The 25,643-nt window shown below is 53.1% G+C and carries 25 protein-coding genes; 9 read left to right on the top strand and 16 right to left on the bottom strand.

Annotated features, from left to right (window positions below; genetic code table 11):
* Positions 1–79 precede the first annotated feature (79 nt).
* From LDB27_RS11360 to bioD, 3 genes are all read left to right on the top strand, one after another.
* Positions 80–979, top strand: a complete 900-nt coding sequence (locus LDB27_RS11360; RefSeq protein WP_001019577.1) for a LysR family transcriptional regulator — start codon at positions 80–82, stop codon at positions 977–979.
* A 127-nt stretch (positions 980–1,106) separates the two neighbouring features.
* Positions 1,107–2,327, top strand: coding sequence for a sugar metabolism global transcriptional regulator Mlc (gene mlc, locus LDB27_RS11355; RefSeq protein ID WP_000225094.1), 1,221 nt, complete (start codon positions 1,107–1,109; stop codon positions 2,325–2,327).
* A 125-nt stretch (positions 2,328–2,452) separates the two neighbouring features.
* Positions 2,453–3,148 (top strand): dethiobiotin synthase, encoded by a 696-nt coding sequence (bioD, locus tag LDB27_RS11350; RefSeq protein WP_000919206.1) that lies wholly within the window; start codon positions 2,453–2,455, stop codon positions 3,146–3,148.
* Here the strand turns inward: bioD and clcB are convergent.
* The 11 genes from clcB to LDB27_RS11295 all read right to left on the bottom strand — a co-directional run bounded on the left by clcB (position 3,104) and on the right by LDB27_RS11295 (position 15,861).
* Entirely contained in the window at positions 3,104–4,393 is a 1,290-nt protein-coding gene (gene clcB / locus LDB27_RS11345; protein ID WP_000554918.1) for a voltage-gated ClC-type chloride channel ClcB, read from the bottom strand. The genes bioD and clcB overlap by 45 nt on opposite strands.
* Positions 4,394–4,528: 135 nt before the next feature.
* Positions 4,529–5,677: an osmoprotectant ABC transporter ATP-binding protein OsmV gene (gene osmV, locus LDB27_RS11340; RefSeq protein WP_000593093.1), complete on the bottom strand. Its 1,149-nt coding sequence runs from the start codon at positions 5,675–5,677 to the stop codon at positions 4,529–4,531.
* Positions 5,677–6,324 (bottom strand): osmoprotectant ABC transporter permease OsmW, encoded by a 648-nt coding sequence (gene osmW / locus LDB27_RS11335; protein WP_080076609.1) that lies wholly within the window; start codon positions 6,322–6,324, stop codon positions 5,677–5,679. Before osmW ends, osmV begins: the two co-directional genes overlap by 1 nt.
* Before the next feature lie 9 nt (positions 6,325–6,333).
* Positions 6,334–7,236, bottom strand: coding sequence for an osmoprotectant ABC transporter substrate-binding protein OsmX (gene osmX / locus LDB27_RS11330; protein WP_001211193.1), 903 nt, complete (start codon positions 7,234–7,236; stop codon positions 6,334–6,336).
* A 28-nt stretch (positions 7,237–7,264) separates the two neighbouring features.
* The gene (osmY, locus tag LDB27_RS11325) at positions 7,265–7,975 is read right to left on the bottom strand and encodes an osmoprotectant ABC transporter permease OsmY (RefSeq protein WP_000557304.1); all 711 of its coding nucleotides are present in this window, start codon (positions 7,973–7,975) and stop codon (positions 7,265–7,267) included.
* 304 nt (positions 7,976–8,279) lie between these two features.
* A complete protein-coding gene (dmsD, locus tag LDB27_RS11320) occupies positions 8,280–8,894 on the bottom strand; it encodes a Tat proofreading chaperone DmsD (protein WP_000206565.1) in 615 nt (204 codons plus the stop codon).
* A 42-nt stretch (positions 8,895–8,936) separates the two neighbouring features.
* On the bottom strand, positions 8,937–9,794 hold the full coding sequence (locus LDB27_RS11315; RefSeq protein WP_000534706.1) for a dimethyl sulfoxide reductase anchor subunit family protein: 858 nt from the start codon (positions 9,792–9,794) through the stop codon (positions 8,937–8,939).
* Between the two features lies 1 nt (position 9,795).
* Positions 9,796–10,413 (bottom strand): dimethylsulfoxide reductase iron-sulfur subunit DmsB, encoded by a 618-nt coding sequence (gene dmsB / locus LDB27_RS11310; protein ID WP_000213072.1) that lies wholly within the window; start codon positions 10,411–10,413, stop codon positions 9,796–9,798.
* 10 nt (positions 10,414–10,423) lie between these two features.
* Positions 10,424–12,859 (bottom strand): selenate/tellurate reductase subunit YnfF, encoded by a 2,436-nt coding sequence (ynfF, locus tag LDB27_RS11305; RefSeq protein WP_001530143.1) that lies wholly within the window; start codon positions 12,857–12,859, stop codon positions 10,424–10,426.
* Positions 12,860–12,957: 98 nt separating this feature from the next.
* Complete coding sequence (ynfE, locus tag LDB27_RS11300) at positions 12,958–15,396, bottom strand: selenate/tellurate reductase subunit YnfE (protein ID WP_001117605.1); 2,439 nt, start codon at positions 15,394–15,396, stop codon at positions 12,958–12,960.
* A gap of 156 nt (positions 15,397–15,552) precedes the next feature.
* Positions 15,553–15,861, bottom strand: coding sequence for a DUF1161 domain-containing protein (locus tag LDB27_RS11295; protein WP_000975516.1), 309 nt, complete (start codon positions 15,859–15,861; stop codon positions 15,553–15,555).
* A gap of 103 nt (positions 15,862–15,964) precedes the next feature.
* Here LDB27_RS11295 and LDB27_RS11290 point away from each other — a divergent pair, with 103 nt between their 5' ends.
* The gene (locus LDB27_RS11290) at positions 15,965–16,675 is read left to right on the top strand and encodes a YnfC family lipoprotein (protein ID WP_000743122.1); all 711 of its coding nucleotides are present in this window, start codon (positions 15,965–15,967) and stop codon (positions 16,673–16,675) included.
* Positions 16,676–16,715: 40 nt separating this feature from the next.
* Here the strand turns inward: LDB27_RS11290 and speG are convergent, their stop codons facing one another.
* Positions 16,716–17,276 (bottom strand): spermidine N1-acetyltransferase, encoded by a 561-nt coding sequence (gene speG / locus LDB27_RS11285; protein WP_000199997.1) that lies wholly within the window; start codon positions 17,274–17,276, stop codon positions 16,716–16,718.
* Positions 17,277–17,311: 35 nt separating this feature from the next.
* Positions 17,312–17,653: a DUF1283 family protein gene (locus LDB27_RS11280; RefSeq protein WP_001066440.1), complete on the bottom strand. Its 342-nt coding sequence runs from the start codon at positions 17,651–17,653 to the stop codon at positions 17,312–17,314.
* A 152-nt stretch (positions 17,654–17,805) separates the two neighbouring features.
* Between LDB27_RS11280 and LDB27_RS11275 the strand changes: the two genes are divergently transcribed.
* The 5 genes from LDB27_RS11275 (at position 17,806) to LDB27_RS11255 (ending at position 23,541) form a co-directional block, all read left to right on the top strand.
* A complete protein-coding gene (locus LDB27_RS11275) occupies positions 17,806–18,132 on the top strand; it encodes a YnfA family protein (protein WP_000921387.1) in 327 nt (108 codons plus the stop codon).
* Between the two features lie 121 nt (positions 18,133–18,253).
* On the top strand, positions 18,254–19,468 hold the full coding sequence (rspA, locus tag LDB27_RS11270; RefSeq protein ID WP_000706271.1) for a starvation-sensing protein RspA: 1,215 nt from the start codon (positions 18,254–18,256) through the stop codon (positions 19,466–19,468).
* A gap of 10 nt (positions 19,469–19,478) precedes the next feature.
* Complete coding sequence (locus LDB27_RS11265) at positions 19,479–20,498, top strand: Zn-dependent oxidoreductase (protein WP_000836487.1); 1,020 nt, start codon at positions 19,479–19,481, stop codon at positions 20,496–20,498.
* A gap of 53 nt (positions 20,499–20,551) precedes the next feature.
* On the top strand, positions 20,552–21,931 hold the full coding sequence (locus LDB27_RS11260; protein ID WP_000192118.1) for an MFS transporter: 1,380 nt from the start codon (positions 20,552–20,554) through the stop codon (positions 21,929–21,931).
* 143 nt (positions 21,932–22,074) lie between these two features.
* Complete coding sequence (locus tag LDB27_RS11255; RefSeq protein ID WP_001181247.1) at positions 22,075–23,541, top strand: mannitol dehydrogenase family protein; 1,467 nt, start codon at positions 22,075–22,077, stop codon at positions 23,539–23,541.
* A gap of 66 nt (positions 23,542–23,607) precedes the next feature.
* Here the strand turns inward: LDB27_RS11255 and ydfZ are convergent, their stop codons facing one another.
* From ydfZ to ydfG, 3 genes are all read right to left on the bottom strand, one after another.
* Positions 23,608–23,811 carry a putative selenium delivery protein YdfZ gene (ydfZ, locus tag LDB27_RS11250; protein ID WP_000989267.1) on the bottom strand — a complete coding sequence of 68 codons (204 nt, stop codon included), beginning with the start codon at positions 23,809–23,811 and terminating at the stop codon, positions 23,608–23,610.
* A gap of 180 nt (positions 23,812–23,991) precedes the next feature.
* Positions 23,992–24,678, bottom strand: a complete 687-nt coding sequence (locus LDB27_RS11245; RefSeq protein ID WP_000215562.1) for a GntR family transcriptional regulator — start codon at positions 24,676–24,678, stop codon at positions 23,992–23,994.
* A 129-nt stretch (positions 24,679–24,807) separates the two neighbouring features.
* On the bottom strand, positions 24,808–25,554 hold the full coding sequence (ydfG, locus tag LDB27_RS11240; RefSeq protein ID WP_000636565.1) for a bifunctional NADP-dependent 3-hydroxy acid dehydrogenase/3-hydroxypropionate dehydrogenase YdfG: 747 nt from the start codon (positions 25,552–25,554) through the stop codon (positions 24,808–24,810).
* Between the last annotated feature and the right edge of the window lie 89 nt (positions 25,555–25,643).

The raw sequence follows: 25,643 nt of genomic DNA, 5'->3' as shown, positions 1-25,643 counted from the left end.
TATAACTGACATGTAAAGCATAGAAAAAGCAAAATATTCTGTCTAATATATTAATTGTCTCAAATAAGACGTTAAAAATATGAATATCGAATTACGTCATTTACGTTACTTTGTGGCGGTAGCAGAAGAGCTGCATTTTGGTCGCGCCGCCGCGCGCCTCAATATCTCGCAGCCGCCGCTGAGTCAGCAGATACAAATTCTGGAGCAGCAGGTCGGCGCGCGATTACTGGCGCGGACCAACCGCAGCGTAGCGTTAACCGCCGCCGGGCGACAGTTTCTGGTGGATAGCCGACACATCCTGAGTCTGGTAAACGACGCCGCCGCTCGCGCCGAGCGGTTGCATCAGGGCGAAGCGGGAGAAATCCGTATTGGCTTTACGTCTTCAGCGCCTTTTATTCGGGCGGTATCGCATACCTTTTCGCTGTTCCGCCAGTCCTATCCGGGGGTGCATATGCAAACGCGTGAAATGAATACGCGTGAGCAAATCGCGCCGCTCAACGAAGGCGTACTGGATATTGGCTTGCTGCGGAATACGCCGCTGCCCGACACACTTAATCGCGAGGTGATTTTGCATGAGCCGCTTATGGCCATGATCCCGCGCGAACATCGGCTGGCGCAAAAGCCGGTCGTCAGTCTGACAGAACTGGCGGAAGAACCTTTCGTCTTTTTCGATCCGCATGTCGGGACGGGCCTCTACGACGATATTCTCGGCCTGATGCGGCGCTATAACCTGTCGCCGACCATCACGCAGGAGGTTGGCGAGGCAATGACCATTATCGGTCTGGTGGCGGCGGGACTGGGTGTCTCGATTCTGCCGGCATCCTTTAAGCGTGTACAGATGAGCGAGATGCGCTGGGTTCCCCTGGCAGAAGAGGACGCCGTATCTGAAATGTGGCTGGTATGGCCAAAGCATCATGAACAGAGTCATGCCGTACAGCGGTTTTGCCAACTGCTATTACTGGCTGCCCGACGGGATTAATTACGCTTTAAAAGGGTGAAAATGTGCAGTTAATCACACGGCTAAGCAAAAAGTTGACGGCGAGTATTGAAGTGTTTCACCATAGCACACAGATTATTTCGGAGCGCGAAAATAAAGGGAGTGAGCGGTGGTTGCTGATAGTCAGCCTGGGCATATCGATCAAATTAAGCAGACCAATGCTGGCGCAGTGTATCGCCTGATTGATCAGCTCGGACCGGTATCGCGAATTGACCTGTCTCGTCTGGCGCAGTTGGCGCCTGCCAGTATTACGAAAATTGTTCGCGAAATGCTGGAAGCGCATTTGGTTCAGGAACTTGAAATTAAAGAGGCGGGCAGTCGTGGACGTCCCGCCGTCGGGCTGATGGTGGAAACGGAAGCCTGGCACTATTTATCTATTCGTATTAGCCGTGGCGAAATTTTCCTTGCGCTACGCGATCTTAGCAGCAAACTGGTGGTAGAAGAGTGTCTGCCGCTGCCGTTAACCGAAGCCACTCCGTTGCTTGAGCGAATTATTACGCACGTTGATCGGTTTTTTACCCGCCATCAGCAGAAACTGGAGCGTCTGACCTCCATTGCCATTACGTTACCGGGCATTATCGATACCGAAAACGGCGTTGTGCACCGGATGCCGTATTACGAAGATGTCAAAGAGATGCCTTTGGGAGATGCGCTGGAGCGGCACACCGGCGTACCGGTTTACATTCAGCATGATATTAGCGCCTGGACGATGGCAGAGGCGCTTTTTGGCGCCTCACGCGGCGCGCGCGACGTTATCCAGGTGGTGATTGATCATAATGTGGGGGCGGGCGTTATCACCGACGGTCATTTGCTTCATGCGGGCAGTAGCAGTCTGGTAGAGATTGGGCATACCCAGGTCGATCCTTATGGTAAGCGCTGTTATTGCGGTAATCATGGCTGTCTGGAGACCATCGCCAGCGTCGATAGCGTGCTGGAACTTACGCAGCTTCGGCTTAATCAGTCGATGAGTTCAATGTTGCACGGCCAGCCGTTAACGGTAGATTCACTGTGTCAGGCGGCGATGCAGGGAGATCTATTAGCAAAAGATATTATTAGCGGCGTTGGCGCGCATGTCGGACGCATTCTGGCTATCATGGTGAATTTATTTAATCCGCAAAAAATTCTTATTGGTTCGCCGCTAAGTAAAGCGGCTGATATCCTTTTTCCGGCCATTGCTGACAGTATCCGTCAGCAGGCGCTGCCTGCCTACAGCAGGAACACGGTTGTGGAAAGCACGCAGTTTACCAACCAGGGCACGATGGCCGGGGCGGCGTTGGTAAAAGACGCGATGTATAACGGCTCTTTGTTGATTCGTCTATTACAGGGTTAACATTTTTTAACTGTTGTACAAAAATTTGCGCTAACTCAAGCTGATTGCCCTTGCCATATCTTAGACTTTCTCCACTGTATTATTTTCCTGGCTTATATTTTCGAAGCATAACGGTGGAGTTAGTGATGCTGAAGCGTTTCTTTATTACAGGTACAGACACTTCTGTTGGGAAGACGGTGGTTTCCCGCGCATTACTACAAGCGTTAGCGTCGGGTGGTAAGAGCGTTGCAGGGTATAAACCTGTCGCTAAAGGGAGCAAAGAGACTGCAGAAGGGATGCGCAACAAAGACGCGCTGGTATTGCAAAGCGTCTCTTCGCTGGAGTTGCCGTATGAGGCGATTAATCCGATCGCGTTAAGCGAAGAAGAAAGCAGCGTCGCGCATAGCTGTCCTATAAATTACACCTTGCTGTCCAACGGTCTGGCGAGCCTGAGCGATAAAGTGGACCACGTGGTTGTGGAGGGTACTGGCGGCTGGCGTAGTTTGATGAATGATTTACGTCCATTGTCCGAATGGGTGGTACAGGAACAGTTACCGGTATTGATGGTGGTAGGGATTCAGGAGGGGTGCATTAATCATGCGCTACTGACTGCGCAAGCTGTCGCTAACGATGGACTGCCATTAATTGGCTGGGTGGCGAATCGTATCAATCCTGGCCTGGCGCATTATGCTGAAATTATTGATGTGCTTGGGAAAAAACTGCCAGCGCCGCTGATTGGCGAGTTGCCGTACCTGCCGCGCGCCGAGCAGCGTGAGCTGGGGCAGTATATTCGTTTGTCAATGCTCGGCAGCGTGCTGGCGGTAGATAGAATCATGGCGTAACGTTCGCGAGAGCACTGACGCGACTACACAGGCAATCAGCAGACCGGGGAGTAACTGATACTCGCCGGTCATTTCACAAATCATCAGGGTGGACATTATCGGCGCATGGGTTGTCGCCGCCAGTAGCGTCGCCATACCCGCCAGCCCCAATAAAATCGCTATTTCATCCGAGCCTGGCAGCCAGAATCCCCATATCCGACCCAGAAACATTCCAATTGATAATCCGACAAATAATGTTGGCGTAAAGACGCCGCCCGGCGCGCCAGACCCGCTGCTGGCGAGCACCGCCAGGATTTTGCACACAAAAATTCCGCCAATCAGCGAGAATAGCGGCGGGGAGAGCAAAAATGATTGTACGACGCTATAGCCGTTTCCCCATACCGTGGGCGTGAGTAACGACAGTAATCCGACAATAAGCCCGCCCAACGCCAGTTGCCAGGGCGGCGACAATTTTAAGCGTAAGAAACTATTATGGCTGGCCGTCATCAGCCACATCAGCAATGGGCCGCACAGACCGGCGACCAGACCGGTACTGACTATCATGACGTACTCCCGCGCGTGGAGATCAACGGTCAGATGTACGGTATAGAGTAGTGAATCGCTACCGTTTAATACATGGGTGGTTAGCAGGGCGACGACGGCGGAAACGACAACCGGGCCGAGGGAAGCCAGCATTAAGGTACCGAACAGGATTTCCGCGATAAACAGGCTGCCCGCCAGCGGCGCATGGTAAGCGCCCGCCATGCCCGCAGCGGCACCGCTGGCGATCCATAATTTCCATTCCTCACGCGGCGTGAAGCGTCTGGCAAAGCTGGATGCCGCCAGCGAGGCGAGGAGGATCATTGCGCCTTCGCGACCAATTGCGCTGCCGCTGACCACGACCAGCAGCGAGGCCAGCGATTTCACCAGACTGGCGCCAACGTCAAATTGCCCGTCGGTTTGCAATGCTTCCATATAGTCAGTGGGCGCATGGGGGCGCTGTTGGTTCATTTTTTGCCACCCCCACAGCAACAGACCAGCGGCCAGGCCGCCAAGCGCCGGCGTAATCAGCCGTCGCCAGGGCGAAAGCCCCTCAGCCGCATTCACCAGACTGCCGGTGTCATTACTCAGGAAAATCCACTCCAGCAATTGCATCGCATGACGGAAGGCGGCGACAGCCAGCGCCGCGAGAATACCAATGAGCGTAGCGATCAGCAGGCGACGAAACATCGCGCGCAGATCCGGGTAAGCGTGTAAACGATGCATGAGCAGGTAAACAGGGAGTTTCAGGATAGCCTATTCTGCGGGGAAATGGCGTCAGACGCAAAAGCACTATGTGCCATATAATATTGCGTACAATAATGATATTGCCGGATAGCGAGAGGCCATCCGGCGGCAACGTTAGCTGCTTTCGTGAATATTTAGCGCCCGACGCGTGCGGCCTGAGCTGAGATAATCGGCGATGTAATCCTGAGAGATTTCACCGTTATAGCGTCCGTCTTCATCAACGATCGGCATCCAGCTGGTATTACTTTCGTACAATCTGGACAGCACAATACGCAGATTATCTTCCGCTTTGCCCGTAATACGGAAAGGATGGGTGATATCGGCGCAGATTCCGCTGGCGTTCCGCGCTTCCCGGCGCTTCACAAATCCCAGTGGCTTACCGTCGTTGTCAATGACGGTAATGGCGCGAATATCGTGATCATCCATAATGCCGAACGCCTCGCTTAACGGCGTGGAAGGCCGCGCGGTAATGGTTGGCTGTTGGTCGGTCACATCGCCTGCGGAGACCAGTAGCAAACGCTTTAACGTTCTGTCCTGACCGACAAACGACCCGACAAACTCGTTAGCCGGTTTGGCCAGCAGTTCATCAGGACTGGCGCACTGTACAATTCGCCCCTGACGGAACACGGCGATACGGTCGCCGAGCTTTAGCGCTTCGTCGATGTCATGGCTGACCAGCATCACGGTCTTTTTTAGCTTACGCTGCATATCCAGAAACTGGTTCTGGATCACTTCGCGGTTAATTGGGTCCACCGCGCCGAAGGGCTCATCCATCAGCAGTACCGGCGGATCGGCGGCCAGAGCGCGGATCACGCCAATACGCTGCTGCTGTCCCCCGGACATCTCCTTTGGATAGCGATGCAGAAATTTTCTGGCATCCAGCGCCACCATGTCCATCAACTCTTCGGCGCGTTGCTTGCAGCGTGCTTTGTCCCAACCCAACATGCGCGGCACAACGGTAATATTTTCTTCAATCGTCATATTAGGAAACAGGCCGATCTGTTGGATAACATACCCAATATTGCGGCGTAGCGTTACCGTATCCATATCGTTGGTATTCTCGCCGTTGATAAGAATATTACCGCTGCTGGGCGCGATCAGCCGGTTGATCATCTTTAACGTGGTGGTTTTGCCGCAGCCGGAGGGACCGAGTAAGACGCACATTTCGCCTTCCGGCACGTTCAGGTTGACGTTGTCGACGGCTTTTAGCGGCTGACCCTTTTTCTGTACAAATTGTTTGGTGAGATTTTCCAGTTTTATCATTATCGTATCCCCTTAGGTGTCAGTACGACTTGCAGACGATGCAACAGCCAGTCAAGTACAATTGCCAGTAGACAGATCATCAGCGCGCCGGCAATTAACATGCGAATATCGCTGCCGCTAATGCCGTTTAACAGTAGCAGCCCCAGACCGCCGGCACCGATCACCGCGGCAATCGCCATCACGCCGATATTCATCACTACCGCGGTGCGGATACCCCCGAAAATAACCGGTAGGGCCATTGGGATTTCGACCCAGCGCAGCCGTTGCCAGAAAGTCATACCGATGCCGCGTCCCGCTTCACGCAGACCGGGCGGCAAACTATCAAGCGCAGTATGGGTATTACGGACAATCGGCAGTAAAGAGTAGAGAAAAACGGCCGTCACGGCGGGCAGAACGCCAATACCATGCCCGATCAGCGAAAAGAGCGGGATCATTAATCCAAACAGCGCGATAGACGGAATGGTAAGAAGTAGCGTGGCGGCGCCCAATACCGGCGTTGCCAGCCATTTGTGGCGTACAATCAAAACGCCTAACGGTACGCCGATGATAATCGCCAGACCGACGGCCAGCGCGACCAGCCAGAGATGCTGAAAGGTAAGGTTGGCGAGATAGCCTGCGTTATCCAGCATATAATGTATCGTATCCATAGGCGCTCCTTACAGCAGACCTTTGTCCTGCAAAAATTGATGGGCTACCTGTTGCGGCGTGCGATGCTCGATATCGACCTGGGCGTTTAGGGTCGATATCACATCGTTATTGAGCAGGCCGGAAAGGGTGTTTAAGGCGTCATCAAGGCCAGGATTGGCTTCCAGCACCTCTTTACGCACTACGGGCGTGACAGCGTAACTTGGGAAGAAGCCTTTATCATCTTCCAGCACTTTCAGATCAAACCCTTTCACCCGTCCGTCGGTGGTATAGACCAGCCCGGCGTCAACCAGCCCATCCCGAACGGCGTTATAGACCAGCCCTGGGTCCATCTGTCGTATTTGCGGGCGATCAAGCTGCATCTGGTAGGCTTGCTGAAGGGGCTTCATTCCGTCGCTGCGCCCGGCAAATTCCAGATCGAGGCCGAGCATCCAGTTGTGGTCAGGATCGTTCTGCCGGACCTGTTCGATTTTTGCCACCATTTGCGAGATGGTGGTGATATTTTCCGACTCGGCGCGTTTGCGCTGCATCGCGAACGCGTAAGTATTGTTCATGTCAGCCGGTTTGAGCCATACCAGGCCCAGCTTCGCATCCAGGCGTTTTACCGTGTCGTAGGTTTCCTGTGGACTCATGCGCTTATCGATACGGTTGAAAATAATCAGCGATGTACCGGTGTATTCCCAGGTAATATCAATTTGTTTATTCACCATCGCATTACGTGAAATCACCGCGGCGATATTGGTTTGCGGCTGAACCTGAAAGCCTTTCTTCTGCAAATACTGAACGGTCATAGCGGAAAGAATATGCTGCTCGGTAAAGCTTTTGGTGGCGAGAACCAGCGGCGCGGCCTGCGTCTGGCTACTGAACAACAGCGTTGCGGCAAGCCATCCTAACAGGTGTTTTTTGAATCTCATTTAACGCTCCTTATTGTTATTTATGCGTTCAAACGGTATGAGGGCTAAGGCGTCGCCCAAACCAGGCAAGCAGAGTGTCAAGAATCAGCGCGAATAACGCCGTGGCCGTTGCGCCGAGGATCAACGTCGGAAAATCGTTGAGATAAATTCCCGGGAAAATCAGCTCGCCGTAGCTGCTGGCGCCGATCAGAAAGGCCAGCGGCGCGGTGCCGACATTGATGGCGGTCGCGATGCGAATACCGGACAGCATCACTGGCCACGCATTAGGTAGCTCTACCTGGCGAAGCCGCTGCCATTTTGTCATCCCAATCCCGTTCGCCGCTTCAATCAGTGAGGCGGGAACGGAACAGAGGCCCGCATAGGTATTGCGGACGATAGGCAGAAGGGAGGCCAGAAATAGCGCGACAATGGCGGGCGTATCGCCGATCCCGATAATCACCATCGCTAAGGCCAGGACGGCCAGTGGCGGCAAGGTATTACCAACATTAAAGATTTGCATGACATATTCAGCAAATCCTTTTGCCGCAGGTCGGCTGAGTAAAATCCCACTCGGGATACCGACCAGTAAAGCAAAAAACATGGACGTAAAGACCAGCATCAAATGCCGTTGTCCGAGATACAGCAGATCGACCTGACGCGCTTTCAGCGTCTCCAGACCGATTCCCCAGATAAACAGCGCCAGTAACAGCAAAATGACGATAGTGAACCCAAGTACGCGTTTTAGGGTGAGGGTGTGCATTGCGGTGTGTCTCCCTGTTTGCATGTGTTATGGCGACGTTAAGAGTCGCGTGTTGTTATGCCATGTTCCGGCAGGGTACTTTGAGCTATAGCAACAGGTTGGGAAGGATTCCAGCGGAGCGTGATGTTTAACACTGTTAAACATCTATTAACAATTATGTTTTGCCCTTATGCGGCTTCGCGTGAACATTCACGATAAAGAATTATCTTAAAAATAGAAACGTAGTGTGACGTTGTCACTTTTTGTAGATAAAAATAGGCCGCAATGGGAGAAAAGGCAGGTAAAATCCTGCCTTTTGTGGGGATTAACGGAATAACGGTTTTACAGCGACGGGAATAATGAGTTGAGCTTGCCATTGCGCCAGAGTCAGACGCGCCAGTTGCCCCAACGCCTGATAAAACGGATGCCCGGCATGATCGATAAATACGTCCAGAAAGCGGGACGACCACGGAAACAGATGCCAGGCCAGGAGTTGTTCGCATTCATGATGACGGTCATTCTCGGCAAGCCAGGCCGCCAGCAGCAACAGCGACCCAAAATGATCTTCTGGCTCGTTTTGCTGCATTTCAAACTGAATTCCGTTTTCGCGCATCCACTGACGTAGCGCCAATGTAGAATCGCCAAATAATACGCTCTCACGATCCAGCCAGACGGAACCCCACGGCGGAGACGGCAGAGCGTAAGGGCCGATAAACAGACGCTGCCAGGCCTGTGGCAACGACTCTTCGCTGTGGGTCTTAAACATAGCCGCCACAGGCGCAAGCGCCTCGGCATCAAGCGGCCACTGCGCCTGCCAGTCGTCGGTTAATAGCGCCTGAACCAGAGGAGCGGTTTCGTGGCTTTCCGGCGAATAATAAAACAACGCGCCGAGAACACGCGCCGTTACTGCAAAATCATCACGTTGTAAAAAAGTGGTCATTCAAACAATCCCGAAAGGTGCGGGTCGCCCCGCACGCATAAATTAACCTGCGACGGCCATACCTACGGTCATATGCAGGCCATAAAAAAGTCCGCGGCCAATAATTTCGCCCGCCAGCACCAGCACGACACCGAGCAGCAAACCAACGGTATGCGGTTCGCGGCGACGGATTAGCGGACATAGCCAGCAGCCTAATCCGGCAGCAAGCAAGACAATGCGCCAGACCTGTAGCATACCGTAATCCGGTGCGAGATGGCTGGCCTGTTGCACGGAACTGTGAATGGTTGAGAGAGACAGCCCTTGTAGTACGATGACCGCCACGCACACCACCAACGCCAGGCCGCTAATACTGGCAAACGTCACGCTGCAAAATGGGACGCGCGCGATGCGTAGCAGTAGCGCCGCAAACACCGGGCCGCACAGGAATGCCGTGAGGAAAAAGGCCAGCGTGGTGTAGCCATTATACCAGGTTGGCACGGTATCTATCTGATAAACGAGCGTCATTGCCCAGATGAATGCAACGCCGAGCGCCATACTGACCAGCAGCCACACTTTACCCAGCGCCGGGGGCATTTTACCGAGTACCGCCACCAGCCACCAGATGCCGCCTACGGCAAAGAACACCGATCCTGCGGCGATTTCATTACTCAGTGCGGAAGCGCCTACGCGGTTAAGCGAGTTAAACGCACGCATCGGCGAGCCGAGATGCATAATCGACGCGAGGAATCCCACTCCCATCACCAGCCACAGAAAAAACATGCTGCGCACGATGCGCTGACGGGCGATGGTATCGTCTTTTGCCGTCAGCCAGCCCAGTCCGCTAACGATTAACGCGCCGACCACGCACTGACCAAAGACCGTGAAGATCATCAACGGCCATTCATGCCATCCACTTCCCATCTTATACCTCCTTCGGATTGGCCAGATAACCGGTAGTGTCCCCGGTCGGGCGGCTGTTGGCGTTGGGTTTAATCACAATATTCGGCTTCGTGAAATGCGCGCGCGGCAGCGGCGCGACGGCAGCCAGCTCACCGTGTTTTTTGCGCAGTTCGTCTATCGGACCAAAGTCCAGCGCCCGCAGCGGACAGGATTCCACGCAAATTGGTTTCTTGCCTTTCGCCACCCGGTCATAACAGCCGTCGCACTTGGTCATATGACCTTTGGCGGCGTTGTACTGCGGCGCGCCGTACGGGCAGGCCATGTGGCAGTAGCGGCAGCCGATACAGACCTCTTCATTCACCACCACAAAACCGTCATCGCGCTTGTGCATCGCGCCGCTCGGGCAGACTTTCGTACAGGCCGGGTCTTCGCAGTGGTTACAGGAGATGGAGAGATAGTAGGCAAAGACGTTCTGGTGCCAGACGCCGTTATCTTCCTGCCAGTCGCCGCCTGCGTATTCATATATCCGCCGGAAACTAACGTCGGGAGTGAGATCTTTGTAGTCCTTGCAGGCCAGTTCGCAGGTTTTGCAACCGGTGCAACGACTGGAATCAATAAAAAATCCATACTGGGTTGTCATGGGTTACTCCTTACGCCTTTTCAACCTGAACAAGATTACTGTGTGACGGATTACCTTTCGCCAGTGGGGAAGGCCGGTGCGACGTCAGAATGTTAATGGAGCCGCCGCGATCGATTTTGTCGCCAAACATGTCGGCATTTAACCAGGCGCCCTGGCCGATAGCGGTGACGCCAGGCAATATGCGCGGCGTGACTTTTGCCGGAATGAGCATCTCTCCATTCTGGTTAAAGACCCGCACGGTGTCGCCGTGCTGAATGCCGCGCGCTTGCGCATCAATCGGGTTGATCCAGATCTCCTGCGGACACGCCTGTTGCAGGACGTCGATATTGCCGTAGCTGGAGTGGGTACGCGCTTTATAGTGGAAGCCGGTTAGCTGTAGCGGGTAGCGCTGACGAAGCGGATCGTCCCAACCGTCAAAGCCTGGCGTATAGGCGGGTAAAGGATGGATAATCTCATCTTTCTTCAGCTCCCACGTGTTGGCGAGGGTTGCCAGACGCTCGGAATAGATTTCGATTTTACCGGACGGCGTTTTCAGTGGGTTGGCGGCAGGGTCTTCGCGGAAGGCGCGGAAAGCGACGTAGTGCTCCTCCGGGCATTTTTTCTTGAAAATCCCTGTCTGTTTCATCTCTTCGTAATCCGGCATTTCCGGGTTACGCGCTTTGGTTTTTGCGTGCAGGTATTTGACCCACTCATGCTGCGTGCGGCCTTCTGTGAAGGTCTGGTATACGTCCGGACCAAGCCGTTTAGCCACTTCACTGAGCGTCCAGTAAATGGGCTTTCTTTCAAATTTCGGCGAGGTGGCGGGCTGACCAAGAATGACATAGCCCATATTGCCTGCGGATTCGTGGGAAATCAGATCTTCCTGCTCGGTCGGCATTAAATCAGGCAGCAGAATGTCGCAATATTTTGCCGACGCGGTCATAAAGTGCTCGATGCCGACGATCATTTCACATTTACTGTCGTCCTGAAGCACCTCGTGGGTGTGGGCGATATCGCCATGCTGATTGATCAGCGTATTACTGGCGTAGCACCACAAAAATTTGATCGGCACGTCGAGCTTGTCTTTTCCCCGCACGCCGTCGCGTGTGGCGGTCATTTCCGCGCCATGATCGATAGCGTCGGTCCAGGTAAAGACCGAAATCTGGGTTTTTACCGGGTTCTCCAGCATAGAAAACCATTCGACGCCCAGATCCCAGGTGCCTTCGCGCACGCCGGAATTACCGCCATTTATGCCGACGTTACCGGTGAGTACAGACAACATGGCGATTGCGCGTGCGGTCTGCTCCCCGTTAGAGTGGCGTTGCGGTCCCCAGCCCTGGCAAATGTAAGCCGGTTTCGCCGAGCCGATTTCCCGCGCCAGTTGAATGATTTTTTCCGCCGGAATACTGGTAATCTGCGCGGCCCATTGCGGCGTTTTAGCAATACCGTCTTCGCCCTGACCCAAAATATAGGCTTTATAGTGCGCGTTACGCGGGGCCGAGGCGGGCAGAGTGGTTTCGTCGTAGCCGATGCAGTATTTATCCAGAAACGGTTTATCAATAAGATCTTCGGTAATCAGCACCCAGCCGATTGCCGCCGCCAGCGCGCCATCGGTACCTGGGCGAATCGGCAGCCACTCGTCTTCGCGGCCGGCGGCAGTGTCGTTATAACGCGGGTCAATGACGATCATCCGGGCGTTGGAGCGTTCGCGCGCCTGTTCGACATAGTATGTCACGCCGCCGCCGCTCATACGTGTTTCCGCGGGGTTATTGCCAAACATCACCACCAGTTTTGTATTGGCGATATCATCCGGACTGTTGCCGTCGTTGCCGCCGAACATATAGCTCATGGCCGCGCTGATTTGGGCGGTGCTGTAGCTACCGTAACGGCTGAGATAGCCGCCGCAGGCGTTCATCAGGCGATACGGTACGTTAGAATTGGTGATATTGCCGCCGTCCACGCCGGTACCGTAAAGCACATGTACCGCTTCGTTGCCGTAGTCCTTGAGGATACGTTTCAGGTTATCGCCGATGGTATCCAACGCTTCATCCCAACTGATACGTTCGAATTTGCCTTCTCCACGTTTACCAACGCGTTTCATCGGATATTTCAGGCGATCGGGGTGGTTCATCCGGCGACGAATGGAACGACCGCGCAGGCAGGCGCGTACCTGATGGTTGCCATATTCATCGTTGCCCGTGGTATCTGATTCAACCCAATATACGGTGTCATCTTTTACGTGCAGGCGTAGCAGACAGCGGCTGCCGCAGTTAACGGTACATGAACTCCAGACCGCTTTTTCTGCCACATTGCCAGATGCGAGGTCTGCTGCGGCGTGGGCGATGCGGGAGAACGGAAGGGTGAAAGCGCTACTGGCAAGCGCAAGGCTACCGATAGCGGAGGTTTTCACCAGGCTTCGTCGGCTGATACTGGCCGCCATTAATGCCTCAGGGTTGGTGATTTTCATAACAGCTCACTATGCTCATCCAAAAAAGAGTTTTAAATGTTGTTGTGTTCGCAAAACGGGGAGCCCCGGGCGCGTAAAAACGTCCCGGAGCAGGCGGCTTAGATTTTTTCGATTTCCACCAGATTTGTATGTTGAGGATTCCCTTTTGCCAGGGGGGAAGGACGCAGCGTCGTGAGCGTATTGATGCAGGCGCCGTGGTCAATTTTATCGCCAGCCATATCCGCATTATGCCATGCGCCCTGACCCATCGCGCTGACGCCGGGCAGAATACGCGGCGTGACTTTGGCGGGTAGACGCACCTCTCCACGATCGTTAAAGACGCGAACCTTATCGCCATTCGCGATACCGCGTTTTTGCGCATCGAGCGGATTTATCCACACCTCCTGGCGACAGGCGGCCTGCAGAACATCAATATTGCCGTAGCTTGAATGGGTACGGGATTTATAGTGAAAGCCAAACAGCTGTAGCGGGAAGGTGCTCCGCTTCGGATCGTCCCATCCTTCAAAAGTAGGGGTATAAATCGGCAGTGGGCTTATCACGTCGCCTTCCGCCAGCTCCCAGGTACTGGCGATATGAGCGAGTTTGCTTGAGTAGATTTCGATTTTACCGGACGGCGTTTTTAACGGATTGGCCTGCGGATCTTCACGAAATTTTTTATAGGCGACAAAATGGCCGTTGGGATCTTTGCGTTTATAGATGCCCATTTTTTTCAGCTCGTCATACGCGGGCAATGCCGGATCTCTTGCCTGCATTTTGGCGTACAGATATTGCAGCCATTGCGCCTGGGTACGGCCTTCGGTAAACCGCTGATACACATCGTCGCCGAGGCGTCTGGCGATTTCGCTGAGTACCCAGTAGATGGGCTTGCGCTCGAACTTAGGCGTCGTCGCCGGTTGGATAAAAATCAGATATCCCATATTGCCGGCGTAATCATTGGGGATGATATCTTCCTGTTCGACGGTCATGAGATCCGGCAGTAAAATATCGGCGTACTTCGCGGAAGAGGTCATAAAATTGTCGATGACCACAATCATTTCGCATTTCGCTTCATCCTGAAGAATTTCATGGGTTTTATTAATATCCGAATGCTGATTAATCAGGGTGTTGCCAGCGTAGTTCCATAGAAATTTGATCGGAACATCCAGTTTATCTTTGCCGCGTACGCCGTCGCGCAGGGCGGTCATTTCCGGACCGCGCGCAATGGCGTCCGTCCAGCTAAAGCAGGAGATGGCGGTTTTAACGGGATTCTCCAGGACCGGCAGACGTTCAATGGTAATGGTGTAAGTAGATTCGCGTGCGCCGCTGTTACCGCCATGAATGCCGACGTTGCCGGTCAGAATCGGTAACATGGCGATGGCGCGAGCGGTTTGTTCGCCGTTCGCCTGACGCTGCGGCCCCCAACCCTGACAGATGTAGGCCGGCTTGACGCTACCTATCTCGCGCGCCAGTTTGATAATCCGATCGGCGGGGATGCCGGTAATGTGTGACGCCCACTGCGGCGTTTTGGCGATACCGTCCTCGCCCTGGCCCAAAATATAAGCCTTATAATGGCCATTGGGGGGCGCGTCAGCCGGAAGGGTCTTTTCATCGTAGCCGATGCAATAGTTGTCGAGAAAAGGCTGGTCAACGAGATTTTCGTTAATCAATACCCAGGCAATTCCCGCCACCAGCGCGGCGTCGGTGCCGGGGCGAATCGGTATCCACTCGTCTTCACGTCCGGCAGCGGTATCGGTATAGCGCGGATCTATCACGATCATGCGCGCATTTGAGCGTTCACGCGCTTGCTCCAGAAACCAGGTAATGCCGCCGCCGCTCATGCGTGTTTCAGCCGGATTATTGCCGAACATGACCACCAGTTTACTGTTTTCGATATCAGACGTGCTGTTGCCGTCGTTGGAGCCATAGGTGTAGGGCATGGCGCAAGAAATTTGCGCGGTACTGTATGAGCCGTATTGATTCAACGAACCGCCGTAGCAGTTCATCAAACGCTTCACCGGCGAGGCGGCAGGCGACGAGCGGGTTATGTTGCCGCCTACGATGCCGGATGAATAGTGGATATAAACGGCTTCATTGCCGTAGGTCTCTACGGTCTTTTTCAGGCTGGCGCTAATGGTGTCCAGCGCTTCCTGCCAGCTAATGCGTTCAAATTTGCCTTCGCCGCGGCGGCCAACGCGTTTCATGGGATAGTTAAGGCGATCCGGATGGTTAATGCGCCGACGGATTGAACGGCCCCGCAGACAGGCGCGAACCTGATGATTGCCGTAGACATCGTCGCCAGTATTATCAGTTTCAACCCACCAGACTTCATTATCTTTTACATGCAGACGCAGGGCGCAGCGACTGCCGCAGTTGACCGAACAGGCGCCCCAGACGATTTTATCTTCTTCGTTGCGCATGGCCTGCTGCACCGCCGCGGCCGCGGTACGCATCCCAAACGGTAAAGATACGCCTCCGGCAGCCAGCGCCAGTGAGCCAAGCGCCGCTGATTTCACTAACGTCCTGCGGCTAACGCCTGTTTGTTGCTTTTCTCCGGGCATCACTCACTCCATTGTCGTTATTATTTCGCTATATATTGATAACTATAACGAAATTATTAACATGCTAATGATGTAATGAGTTTACCCCTTTGGGAGTAAGGATTATTAATCCATGTCAAAGAGCGTTACCCTCCGGACCCGGAGGGCAGGAGGAGATTATTGCGGTTCGGCGGATGAACCGTCTTGAGCGGGAGAGGTATTGGCTGGCGCATTGCCGCTGCTGGTGCGGGTATAAAGAATTTTATGCGTGTCGTTCGCGCAATGGCCCACCACCTGTGAGTCCGGCTGATCGGCCTGGTCGTTAGGAACGATAGTGAGCGTAAAATTATCTGCCGGCACGCCGTTATTGATGATACGTTGTTCAATATCGCTTTTTACTCTCTCGCACGATCCCGGTGCCGCCATCACCAGCGAGGGGGCGCTGACTAACGCCAGAGCGGCTATTGCAGTTGCGATTTTCATCATGAACTCCTGTGATTAATGACGATGTTCTAAGCTTAGCATTTTTCGTGTAAATAACTGTATTTGCTAATATGATGATAAATATCTTTTCATCCTGGTGACACGCGTGAAGAAACCCCTTTTACTGACGTTATTGTGCATGATACTGGCAGGTTGTGATAACCCGAAATCCCTTGAGTCTTTTACGCCGGAAATGGCCAGTTTTTCGAACGAATTTGATTTTGATCCATTACGTGGTCCGGTAAAGGATTTCAGCCAGACATTGATGAGTGAGAATGGCGAAGTGGCGAAGCAGGTCACCGGTACGCTTTCACAGGAAGGCTGTTTTGATACGCTTGAGTTACACGATCTGGAGAATAATACGGGGCTGGCGCTCGTGCTGGATGCCAATTATTACCGGGATGCTCAGACGCTGGAAAAAAAGGTGCAGTTACAGGGGAAGTGCCAGCTGGCGGCGTTGCCTTCGGCGGGTGTGACCTGGGAAACGGACGACAACGGTTTTGTGGTATCGGCGACGGGCAAAGAGATGAAGGTCGAGTACCGCTATGATAGCGAAGGCTATCCGTTAGGTAAGACAACCATAAACTCGCAGAATACGCTCTCTGTGACGGCAAAACCCTCCGCGGACCCGCGTAAAAAGCTGGATTACACGGCAGTCAGCCGGGTGGATGATCGACAGGTCGGCAACGTCACACAGAGCTGCGAATATGATGCGTACGCGAACCCTGTTGACTGCCGGCTTGTTATCGTCGATGAGAGCGTTAAGCCGGCAGTATCCCACCATTACACCATTAAAAATCGTATCGATTACTACTAAACCGGGCGCGGTGCGACTCTCCGTGACTACTGCGCCACGTTTACTGCGCGGTGGGTTTCAGGAGCGTAGAACCGGACGTTTTATGTTCATCCAGATACTGCTGCTGGAAGATACACATGCGGATGGTGTTACGGTATTCGCCGTTAATGAAGAACTCATGAATCAGCTCGCCTTCTACTCTAAACCCGAGTTTACGGTAGATGTGAATCGCTTTTTCATTCTCTTTATCGACGATCAAATACAATTTATAGAGATTGAGTACGGTAAATCCGTAATCCATCGCCAGTTTGGCCGCGCGTGACGCCAGGCCTTTTCCCTGGTACTCCGGCGAGATAATAATCTGAAATTCCGCCCGCCGATGCACATGGTTAATTTCCACCAGTTCTACCAGCCCAGCGTTTTCACCATCGCATTCGACGACAAAGCGCCGTTCGCTTTGGTCGTGGATGTGTTTGTCGTAGAGATCCGACAGTTCGACAAAAGCCTCATACGGCTCTTCAAACCAGTAACGCATAACGCTAGCATTATTATCAAGCTGGTGGACAAATCGTAAATCTTCACGCTCAAGCGGGCGCAGTCTGACCTTGTAGTCACTTGTCATACTGTATCCTTACACTTCCTTTTAGTTATCCTGCATTAGGGCGTAATAACGCGACCTGTACGACGATCCAGACACCGCAGCGTATTGGGCTCCCAATAGGCGTTGATGTTGGCGCTTTGCTCGCATTTATCGCGGTTATCAAAGGCGGCATCGGCTTTGTCCCACTCTTTTTCTGCGCGGGTATTCACTTTCTGACGCAGACTGCGAGTGTCGTTCCATTGTTCCTTTTCCATCGCCGCTTCCTGACGACTTTGTGCGCTATCTCCCGATTCAATCACCAGTTTACTGGTTTCAGCGAATGCGGAAGTAGTATATACAACGGCCGCCAACGTAAGCATTGCCGTCAGGCACAGGCGTTTGCTCAGCGTATTGTTCATCACAACATCCTTTCATTAGAGGGGAAAAAGCGGTAAACCACCTGTAAATTCTACACCAATCCTTATGCCTGGCATATACACAAGAATGGCCGGATAACCGTAACGATATTCTGTTGTATTATCACTTATCATTTCGTAACCAAATGAATCTCATGCTAAAGACGACTCTGCTTTTCTTTGTCACCGCCCTCTGTGAAATCATTGGATGTTTTCTTCCCTGGCTATGGCTTAAGCGCGGCGCCAGCATGTGGTGGCTTCTGCCCGCCGCCGCGTCACTTGCGTTATTCGTCTGGCTTTTGACCTTGCATCCGGCGGCGAGTGGGCGGGTTTATGCGGCTTACGGTGGGGTATATGTCTGTACTGCGCTCCTGTGGTTACGTGTTGTCGATGGCGTCCGGCTCACGGTTTATGACTGGTGCGGCGCGCTGATCGCGCTGTGTGGAATGCTGATTATCGTCGTCGGATGGGGACGTACGTAACATTGCCGCGCGACCAGAACATTTTGTGATCTGGCAGCGTTTTTTACATTAATATACTTGTATGGTAGTAGCTCAGTTGGGTAAATTTCCTGCATCCCATAATGCGATGTAAGGAATAAACATGAAGATTGTAGGGGCTGAAGTTTTTGTTACGTGTCCAGGGCGTAACTTCGTCACCTTAAAGATAACCACGGAAGACGGGATCACCGGTCTGGGGGATGCCACCCTGAACGGACGCGAGCTCCCGGTGGCCTCGTACCTTACCGATCACCTGTGCCCACAGCTCATCGGGCGGGATGCTCGCCGCATCGAAGATATCTGGCAGTTCTTCTACAAAGGCGCGTACTGGCGCCGTGGCCCTGTCACCATGTCCGCCATTTCCGCGGTTGATATGGCGCTATGGGATATTAAAGCCAAAGCCGCCAATATGCCGTTGTATCAGTTACTCGGCGGCGCTTCGCGTGAAGGCGTCATGGTGTATTGCCATACCACAGGCCACACCATCGACGATGTGCTGGAAGACTACGCGCGTCATAAAGAGCAAGGGTTCAAAGCAATCCGCGTGCAGTGCGGCGTTCCGGGGATGAAAACCACCTACGGCATGGCGAAAGGCAAGGGGCTGGCCTATGAGCCCGCGACAAAAGGCCAGTGGCCGGAAGAACAATTGTGGTCAACGGAAAAGTATCTCGATTTTACGCCAAAGCTGTTTGACGCCGTGCGTAATACGTTCGGGTTTAATGAACATCTTCTGCACGATATGCATCACCGACTGACGCCTATTGAGGCTGCCCGCTTTGGCAAAAGTATTGAAGACTATCGTTTGTTCTGGATGGAAGACCCGACGCCGGCTGAAAATCAGGCGTGCTTCCGCCTCGTCCGCCAGCATACGGTCACGCCGATTGCGGTAGGCGAAGTCTTTAACAGTATCTGGGATTGCAAACAGCTCATTGAAGAGCAATTGATTGACTATATCCGCACCACGCTTACCCATGCTGGTGGTATTACCGGGATGCGCCGCATTGCCGATTTTGCCTCGCTCTACCAGGTGCGTACCGGTTCGCATGGGCCGTCCGATCTGTCGCCGGTTTGTATGGCCGCTGCATTACATTTCGACCTGTGGGTGCCTAACTTTGGTGTGCAGGAGTTTATGGGCTACTCCGAACAAATGCTGGAGGTTTTCCCGCATAACTGGACGTTCGAGGGCGGCTATATGCATCCGGGCGACAAGCCAGGTCTGGGCATTGAGTTCGATGAAAAACTGGCGGCGAAATATCCGTACGATCCAGCCTATTTGCCGGTGGCCCGCCTGGAAGACGGCACACTGTGGAACTGGTAAGGAGCGAAAAATGAAAAGCATCGTAATCGAAAAACCGAATACATTAACTATCGAAACGCGCGCGCTTCCGCAGCCTGCGCCGGGTGAAGTTCGTATTAAAGTGAAACTGGCGGGTATCTGCGGTTCCGACAGTCATATTTATCGGGGACATAATCCCTTTGCAAAATATCCCCGTGTCATAGGCCATGAATTTTTCGGTGTCATCGACGCGGTAGGCGACAACGTCAATCACGACCGGATAGGAGAACGGGTATCCGTCGATCCGGTGATCAGTTGCGGGCATTGTTACCCTTGTTCAGTCGGTAAACCCAATGTGTGTACCTCGCTGGTGGTGCTGGGCGTGCATCGTGACGGCGGTTTCAGCGAGTATGCGGTGGCGCCGGCCCGTAATGCTCATCGCATACCGGACAACATCGCAGATCATCATGCCGTCATGGTTGAGCCGTTTACCATTGCGGCAAATGTGACGGGGCAGGTGAATCCAACCGAGCAGGACGTGGCGCTTATCTATGGCGCAGGCCCGATGGGACTGACGACCGTACAGGCGCTGAAGGGGGTTTATCAGGTTAAAACGGTCATAGTCGTTGATCGCATTGAAGAGCGTTTAGCGATGGCGAAGCAGAGCGGCGCTGACTGGACCCTCAATAATGGTCAACATTCACTGGCGGAATTTCTACAACAGAAGGCGCTAAAGCCGACCTTGATTGTCGATGCCGCCTGTCATCCCGCTATCCTGCAAGAGGCGATTACCCTTGCATCGCCTGCGGCACGCATTGTCCTGATGGGGTTTTCCAGCGACCCGTGTGAGATTGTACAGCAGGGTATTACCGGAAAAGAGCTGGCTATTTATTCATCGCGTCTTAATGCCAATAAATTCCCGGTCGTGATTGACTGGCTGAATAAAGGGCTTATTGATCCGGATAAGCTGATAACGCATACATTTGATTATCAACATGTCACCGACGCGATTGAGCTTTTCGAGAAAGACCAGCGTCAATGCTGCAAAGTCTTACTCACGTTTGCGAAATAATATAAATAATTGCGAGTAAGTGGTACGCATCTTACCTCTTAGAGATTGCCTATATGACACAAATAAAGCATGAACGATCGACTCAGGATTTAGTGCGCGCTGCCGTATCTGGCTGGTTAGGCACTGCGCTTGAATTTATGGATTTTCAGTTATATTCACTAGGCGCGGCTCTGGTCTTCCATGAGATATTTTTCCCGGAACAGTCTGCCGCGATGGCGCTTATTCTGGCAATGGGCACCTATGGTGCAGGTTATATAGCCAGAATTATCGGCGCCTTTGTTTTTGGTAAAATGGGCGACCGCATCGGACGAAAAAAAGTATTGTTTATTACCATCACCATGATGGGGATCTGCACCACGCTGATTGGCGTACTGCCGACGTATGCGCAAATCGGCATTTTTGCGCCAGTATTACTGGTGACATTGCGAATTATACAGGGGCTGGGCGCCGGGGCGGAAATTTCCGGCGCGGGTACCATGCTGGCCGAGTATGCGCCGAAAGGAAAGCGTGGCATCATTTCCTCGCTGGTCGCGATGGGCACCAACTGCGGTACGTTGAGCGCGACGGCGATCTGGGCGGTGATGTTCTTTGCGCTTGAACGCGAACAACTGATCGCCTGGGGATGGCGTATTCCTTTCCTGGCGAGCGTCGTTGTCATGATATTCGCGATCTGGCTGCGAATGAATCTGAAAGAAAGCCCGGTATTCGAAAAAGTAAGCGAAGGCGAAAAATCGCCAGCGTTAACGCCTGCGTCAGAAAATACATTGGGCGCGATGTTTACCAGCAAATCTTTCTGGCTGGCCACCGGTTTACGTTTTGGACAAGCTGGGAATTCGGGGCTTATTCAAACCTTCCTTGCCGGATATTTAGTTCAGACGTTATTATTTAACAAATCTATCCCAACCGATGCGTTAATGATAAGTTCCGTAATTGGTTTTATCACTATCCCACTATTAGGGTGGTTGTCCGATAAATACGGTCGTCGGCTGCCGTATATAATATTGAATATCTCCGCGATTATTCTCGCCTGGCCGATGCTGTCTATTGTGGTAGATAAAACGTATAGCCCTGGCGTAATTATGGCGGCGCTCATTGTTATTCATAACTTTGCCGTGCTGGGATTATTTGCGCTGGAAAACATCACCATGGCGGAAATTTTCGGATCGCGTAATCGCTTCACCCGGATGGCGATTTCAAAAGAGGCAGGAGGCCTGGTGGCGGTTGGCTTTGGCCCCGTCCTCGCAGGAATCTTTTGTAACATGACCGATTCCTGGCTGCCCATCTTAATTATGCTGGTGCTCTACTCGTGTATTGGTCTGATTTCTGCGCTGTTGATGCCGGAGGTCAGAGATCGCGACCTGAGTTTGCCTGAGGATGCGGCGGAAGCGACAGCGGCAGAGAAGTTACGCCACTCCGCAACCCAGACGAGTTAAATCGTGTCGACGGTATGGCCGGAACGCTAATGCGGTTTCGGCCATGCTGTCCGGTCACTTTTGTTTAATTAGCGTAAATCCAAATGCACCAGGGCAGGCGTTACTCTGCGACTGTTCCGCTTTCAGAATATAGAGGTTATAAAATGCAAAACAGGCTTTTATCGGCAAAGGCGACGCTTCCTGATTACGATCGTGCGGCGCTGGCGGCGCGGATGGTCCATCTCGGTTTTGGCGCGTTTCATCGCGCGCATCAGGGGGTTTATACAGATATTCTGGCTGCGGAGCAGCATAGCGACTGGGGCTATTATGAGGTTAACCTTATTGGCGGCGAACAGCAGATTGCCGATCTAAAGCAGCAGGATAACCTCTATACCGTGGCGGAGATGTCGGCGGATGCCTGGACGGCGCGTGTGGTGGGCGTCGTCAAAGCGGCGTTGCATGTCCAGGTTGATGGTCTGGAACGTGTGCTGGCGGCGATGTGCGAACCGCAAATAGCGATTGTGTCTCTGACCATTACCGAGAAAGGGTATTGTCATTCGCCAGCCACGGGCCAACTTCTGCTGGAGCATCCCATGATTGCCGCCGACCTGCAAAATCCGCATCAACCGCTAACGGCACAGGGTATTATTGTCGAAGCGTTAGCGCGTCGTAAAGCCGCAGGCTTACCGGCATTTACCGTGATGTCCTGCGATAACATGCCGGAAAATGGGCATGTGACGCGTCAGGTTGTGACGGCTTACGCCCGGGAGGTGGATGCGGAACTGGCGATATGGATCGAGCAAAACGTGACATTTCCGTCAACCATGGTTGATCGGATTGTCCCTGCGGTCACGCCGGAGACGCTGGATAAAATCGAACAACTGACCGGCGTGCGCGATCCGGCGGGCGTCGCCTGTGAACCGTTTCGCCAGTGGGTGATAGAAGATACGTTTGTGGCGGGTCGTCCGCAGTGGGAAAACGCGGGCGCGACGTTGGTCGCCGACGTGGTTCCGTTTGAAGAGATGAAACTGCGAATGCTTAACGGCAGTCATTCATTCCTGGCTTATCTGGGGTATCTTGCCGGCTATCAGCATATTAATGACTGCATGGCTGACGACAACTATCGTCTGACCGCGCAGGCGTTAATGTTACGCGAGCAGGCGCCAACGCTGAAAGTCCAGGGGGTAGATTTACAGCGTTATGCCGATCAGTTGATTGCGCGTTACCGTAATCCGGCGCTGCGTCATCGTACCTGGCAGATTGCGATGGATGGTAGCCAGAAACTTCCGCAGCGTATGCTGGACTCCGTTCGCTGGCATCTTGCTAATCATAGCGATTTTGATTTGCTGGCGCTGGGCGTGGCGGGGTGGATGCGTTACGTCGGCGGCGTGGATGAACAGGGCAAGGCGATCGACATTAGCGATCCGCTATTGCCGGTTATTCAGCGCGCCGTGGCAAATAGTGAAGAAGGCGCAAGTCGTGTTAAGGCGCTGCTGGGAATGGCTGAAATTTTCGGCAACGATTTGCCGCAGGCGGCGCGGTTTACGCAAAAAGTGCAAGAAGCCTATGACAGTTTACTGACATATGGCGCGAAAGCGAGCGTGGCAAAATATGCCGAGCGGTTGAAGTAGCGCAACAGAGACCCGGTAGCATTATGCTACCGGGAAGGCCGGGGCGGTTCTTAGCGGCCAGTGGTATCAGTTCATGCCAAGACGAATCAGTTCGACCGGCGCGAATTTACCTTCACAACCTTCGACAATCACCGTTTTGCCGCGGCGAATTTGACCTGCATCCAGACCTTCGCTCTCAATGGCTTTAATAATCCCGGTATGACCCGTGCCGCTTATCATGACCCGGCTACCGGTAGTGATTGCGTTACGGTTACGATCGTATGTCATCATGGTGTTTTCTCCTTTCAAACTTACAGCCAAAGCCCGCAGGTTTCCCCGCATGACGGGCGACATATAAATACGCTTATCGTTGCGAATTTTTTTTGTTTTTGATCAAGCTCACGGCTTTTTAGGCGGGAATGTGCAGGGTGAGAAAGCGGAGAAGGCGTCTCACCCCGACGTTAAAGGGGGTTAGTCTTCGCTAAACCAGCCGCTGTTTTCCTGACGGATAAGCTGGACGGATTCGCTAATTTCCTGCAAATGCTGGGTCATTGCGCTCTCAACCGCATTGCCGTCACGATTTTCCAGCGCGGAGAAAATATCATGGTGCTGGCGCAACAACATCTCCGGCGGAGAAACATGATCCAGACTCATATAGCGAACCCGGTCGATTGTCGCTTTGATATTTTCAATGGTATCCCACGCTAACTGGCAATCGGCGATCTGCGCCAGCTTTTGGTGGAAATCGTCATCAAGCTGGAAAAAATCATCAATCTGTTTGCGCTCGATGGCAATATGTTGCAGGTGCAGGTTTTGCGCCAGTTGATAGCACTGGTTGTCGGTGATCATCGCCGCCGCACGGCGGACCACCGCGCATTCGATCGCCTGCCGAACAAAGCAGCCATTCTGTACCTGAGAAAGCGAAATCTTATTCACATAACTACCGCGCTGAGGGCGGATCTGAATCAACCCATTTTCCGCCAGCTTTATAAAAGCCTCGCGCACCGGTTGACGCGAAACGTTAAAACGGGTTGAGACCTCTTTTTCTGATAGCGGCGTGCCAGGCGGGATCAGACAATGCACGATATCACGCCGAAGAATACGGTAAATTTGCTGGTTGACAGGCTGTGTAGGGTTAAGCTGCGTTTCGACGGTCATTCATTCTTACTTTTTAGGCGGTTGACCCGGATACTCTACCACTTTTCCGTGGTGGTCTATACCGATCATGTTTCTGGTTGCAGATACGTTTGCCAGGGATTACCCGGCCCGCAGACCGGGTATAACCCCTTAGCTACGGTGGACGCTGAGCCCTGCGAAGGATTGGGTAACAGGCATCATTTCAACGGTATTAATATTCACATGCGCGGGGAGTGTGGCCACCCACCATACCGCTTCGGTAATGTCTTCTGGCGTGAGCGCGGTGGTATTTTCGTAGGTTTTACCCGCTTTCTCATCGTCGCCTTTGAAACGGACGCTGGAAAACTCGGTACCGCCAACCAGACCCGGTTCAATGTCGGTCACGCGAACCGACGTGCCGTGTAAATCCGTGCGCAAATTCAGGCTAAACTGGCGCACAAAGGCTTTCGTCGCGCCATAGACGTTGCCACCAGCATAAGGCCAACTGCCGGCGGTTGAACCGATGTTAATGATATGACCGCGATTACGTTCGACCATTCCTGGCAGCACGGCGCGGGTCATATAAATTAAGCCTTTATTATTAGTATCGATCATAGTTTCCCAGTCTTCTACGCTGGCTTTATGCGCCGGTTCAAGACCCAGCGCCAGACCGGCGTTATTGACCAGCACATCAATATCGCGCCACTGCGCAGGCAGAGAGGCCATCATCTCTTCGATGGCCGCGCGGTTGCGCACGTCCAGTTGGGCGGTCAATACGTTCTCGCCAAGCTCATCTTTTAACGCTTGCAGGCGTTCATGACGACGTCCCGTGGCAATGACTTTATGTCCATTCTCAACAAAACGGCGTGCAATGCACTCGCCAAACCCTGCGGTTGCTCCAGTTACTAAAACGATCATCACACAGTTCCTCAACGCTTTTTGTGTTGTATTACCATAGCACGCGGCGTTTATGAAAGGGTAATCCTGGTTAACACGGTTGCGGTCAG

Source organism: Salmonella sp. JXY0409-18, from assembly GCF_020268625.1.
GTDB classification, from domain to species: Bacteria; Pseudomonadota; Gammaproteobacteria; order Enterobacterales; family Enterobacteriaceae; genus Salmonella; species Salmonella enterica.
Note: the sequence above shows the minus strand (reverse complement) of the source record. Positions and strands in the feature narration are given on the sequence as shown.

Excerpts from the sequence above, each read along its gene's own strand:
- LDB27_RS11360 (WP_001019577.1), top strand. The coding sequence starts at position 80 with ATGAATATCGAATTACGTCATTTACGTTACTTTGTGGCGGTAGCAGAA.
- bioD (WP_000919206.1), top strand. The coding sequence starts at position 2,453 with ATGCTGAAGCGTTTCTTTATTACAGGTACAGACACTTCTGTTGGGAAG.
- clcB (WP_000554918.1), bottom strand. The coding sequence starts at position 4,393 with ATGCATCGTTTACACGCTTACCCGGATCTGCGCGCGATGTTTCGTCGC.
- osmV (WP_000593093.1), bottom strand. The coding sequence starts at position 5,677 with ATGATAAAACTGGAAAATCTCACCAAACAATTTGTACAGAAAAAGGGT.
- osmW (WP_080076609.1), bottom strand. The coding sequence starts at position 6,324 with ATGGATACGATACATTATATGCTGGATAACGCAGGCTATCTCGCCAAC.
- osmX (WP_001211193.1), bottom strand. The coding sequence starts at position 7,236 with ATGAGATTCAAAAAACACCTGTTAGGATGGCTTGCCGCAACGCTGTTG.
- osmY (WP_000557304.1), bottom strand. The coding sequence starts at position 7,975 with ATGCACACCCTCACCCTAAAACGCGTACTTGGGTTCACTATCGTCATT.
- dmsD (WP_000206565.1), bottom strand. The coding sequence starts at position 8,894 with ATGACCACTTTTTTACAACGTGATGATTTTGCAGTAACGGCGCGTGTT.
- LDB27_RS11315 (WP_000534706.1), bottom strand. The coding sequence starts at position 9,794 with ATGGGAAGTGGATGGCATGAATGGCCGTTGATGATCTTCACGGTCTTT.
- dmsB (WP_000213072.1), bottom strand. The coding sequence starts at position 10,413 with ATGACAACCCAGTATGGATTTTTTATTGATTCCAGTCGTTGCACCGGT.
- ynfF (WP_001530143.1), bottom strand. The coding sequence starts at position 12,859 with ATGAAAATCACCAACCCTGAGGCATTAATGGCGGCCAGTATCAGCCGA.
- ynfE (WP_001117605.1), bottom strand. The coding sequence starts at position 15,396 with ATGCCCGGAGAAAAGCAACAAACAGGCGTTAGCCGCAGGACGTTAGTG.
- LDB27_RS11295 (WP_000975516.1), bottom strand. The coding sequence starts at position 15,861 with ATGATGAAAATCGCAACTGCAATAGCCGCTCTGGCGTTAGTCAGCGCC.
- speG (WP_000199997.1), bottom strand. The coding sequence starts at position 17,276 with ATGACAAGTGACTACAAGGTCAGACTGCGCCCGCTTGAGCGTGAAGAT.
- LDB27_RS11280 (WP_001066440.1), bottom strand. The coding sequence starts at position 17,653 with ATGAACAATACGCTGAGCAAACGCCTGTGCCTGACGGCAATGCTTACG.
- LDB27_RS11275 (WP_000921387.1), top strand. The coding sequence starts at position 17,806 with ATGCTAAAGACGACTCTGCTTTTCTTTGTCACCGCCCTCTGTGAAATC.
- rspA (WP_000706271.1), top strand. The coding sequence starts at position 18,254 with ATGAAGATTGTAGGGGCTGAAGTTTTTGTTACGTGTCCAGGGCGTAAC.
- LDB27_RS11265 (WP_000836487.1), top strand. The coding sequence starts at position 19,479 with ATGAAAAGCATCGTAATCGAAAAACCGAATACATTAACTATCGAAACG.
- LDB27_RS11260 (WP_000192118.1), top strand. The coding sequence starts at position 20,552 with ATGACACAAATAAAGCATGAACGATCGACTCAGGATTTAGTGCGCGCT.
- LDB27_RS11255 (WP_001181247.1), top strand. The coding sequence starts at position 22,075 with ATGCAAAACAGGCTTTTATCGGCAAAGGCGACGCTTCCTGATTACGAT.
- ydfZ (WP_000989267.1), bottom strand. The coding sequence starts at position 23,811 with ATGATGACATACGATCGTAACCGTAACGCAATCACTACCGGTAGCCGG.
- LDB27_RS11245 (WP_000215562.1), bottom strand. The coding sequence starts at position 24,678 with ATGACCGTCGAAACGCAGCTTAACCCTACACAGCCTGTCAACCAGCAA.
- ydfG (WP_000636565.1), bottom strand. The coding sequence starts at position 25,554 with ATGATCGTTTTAGTAACTGGAGCAACCGCAGGGTTTGGCGAGTGCATT.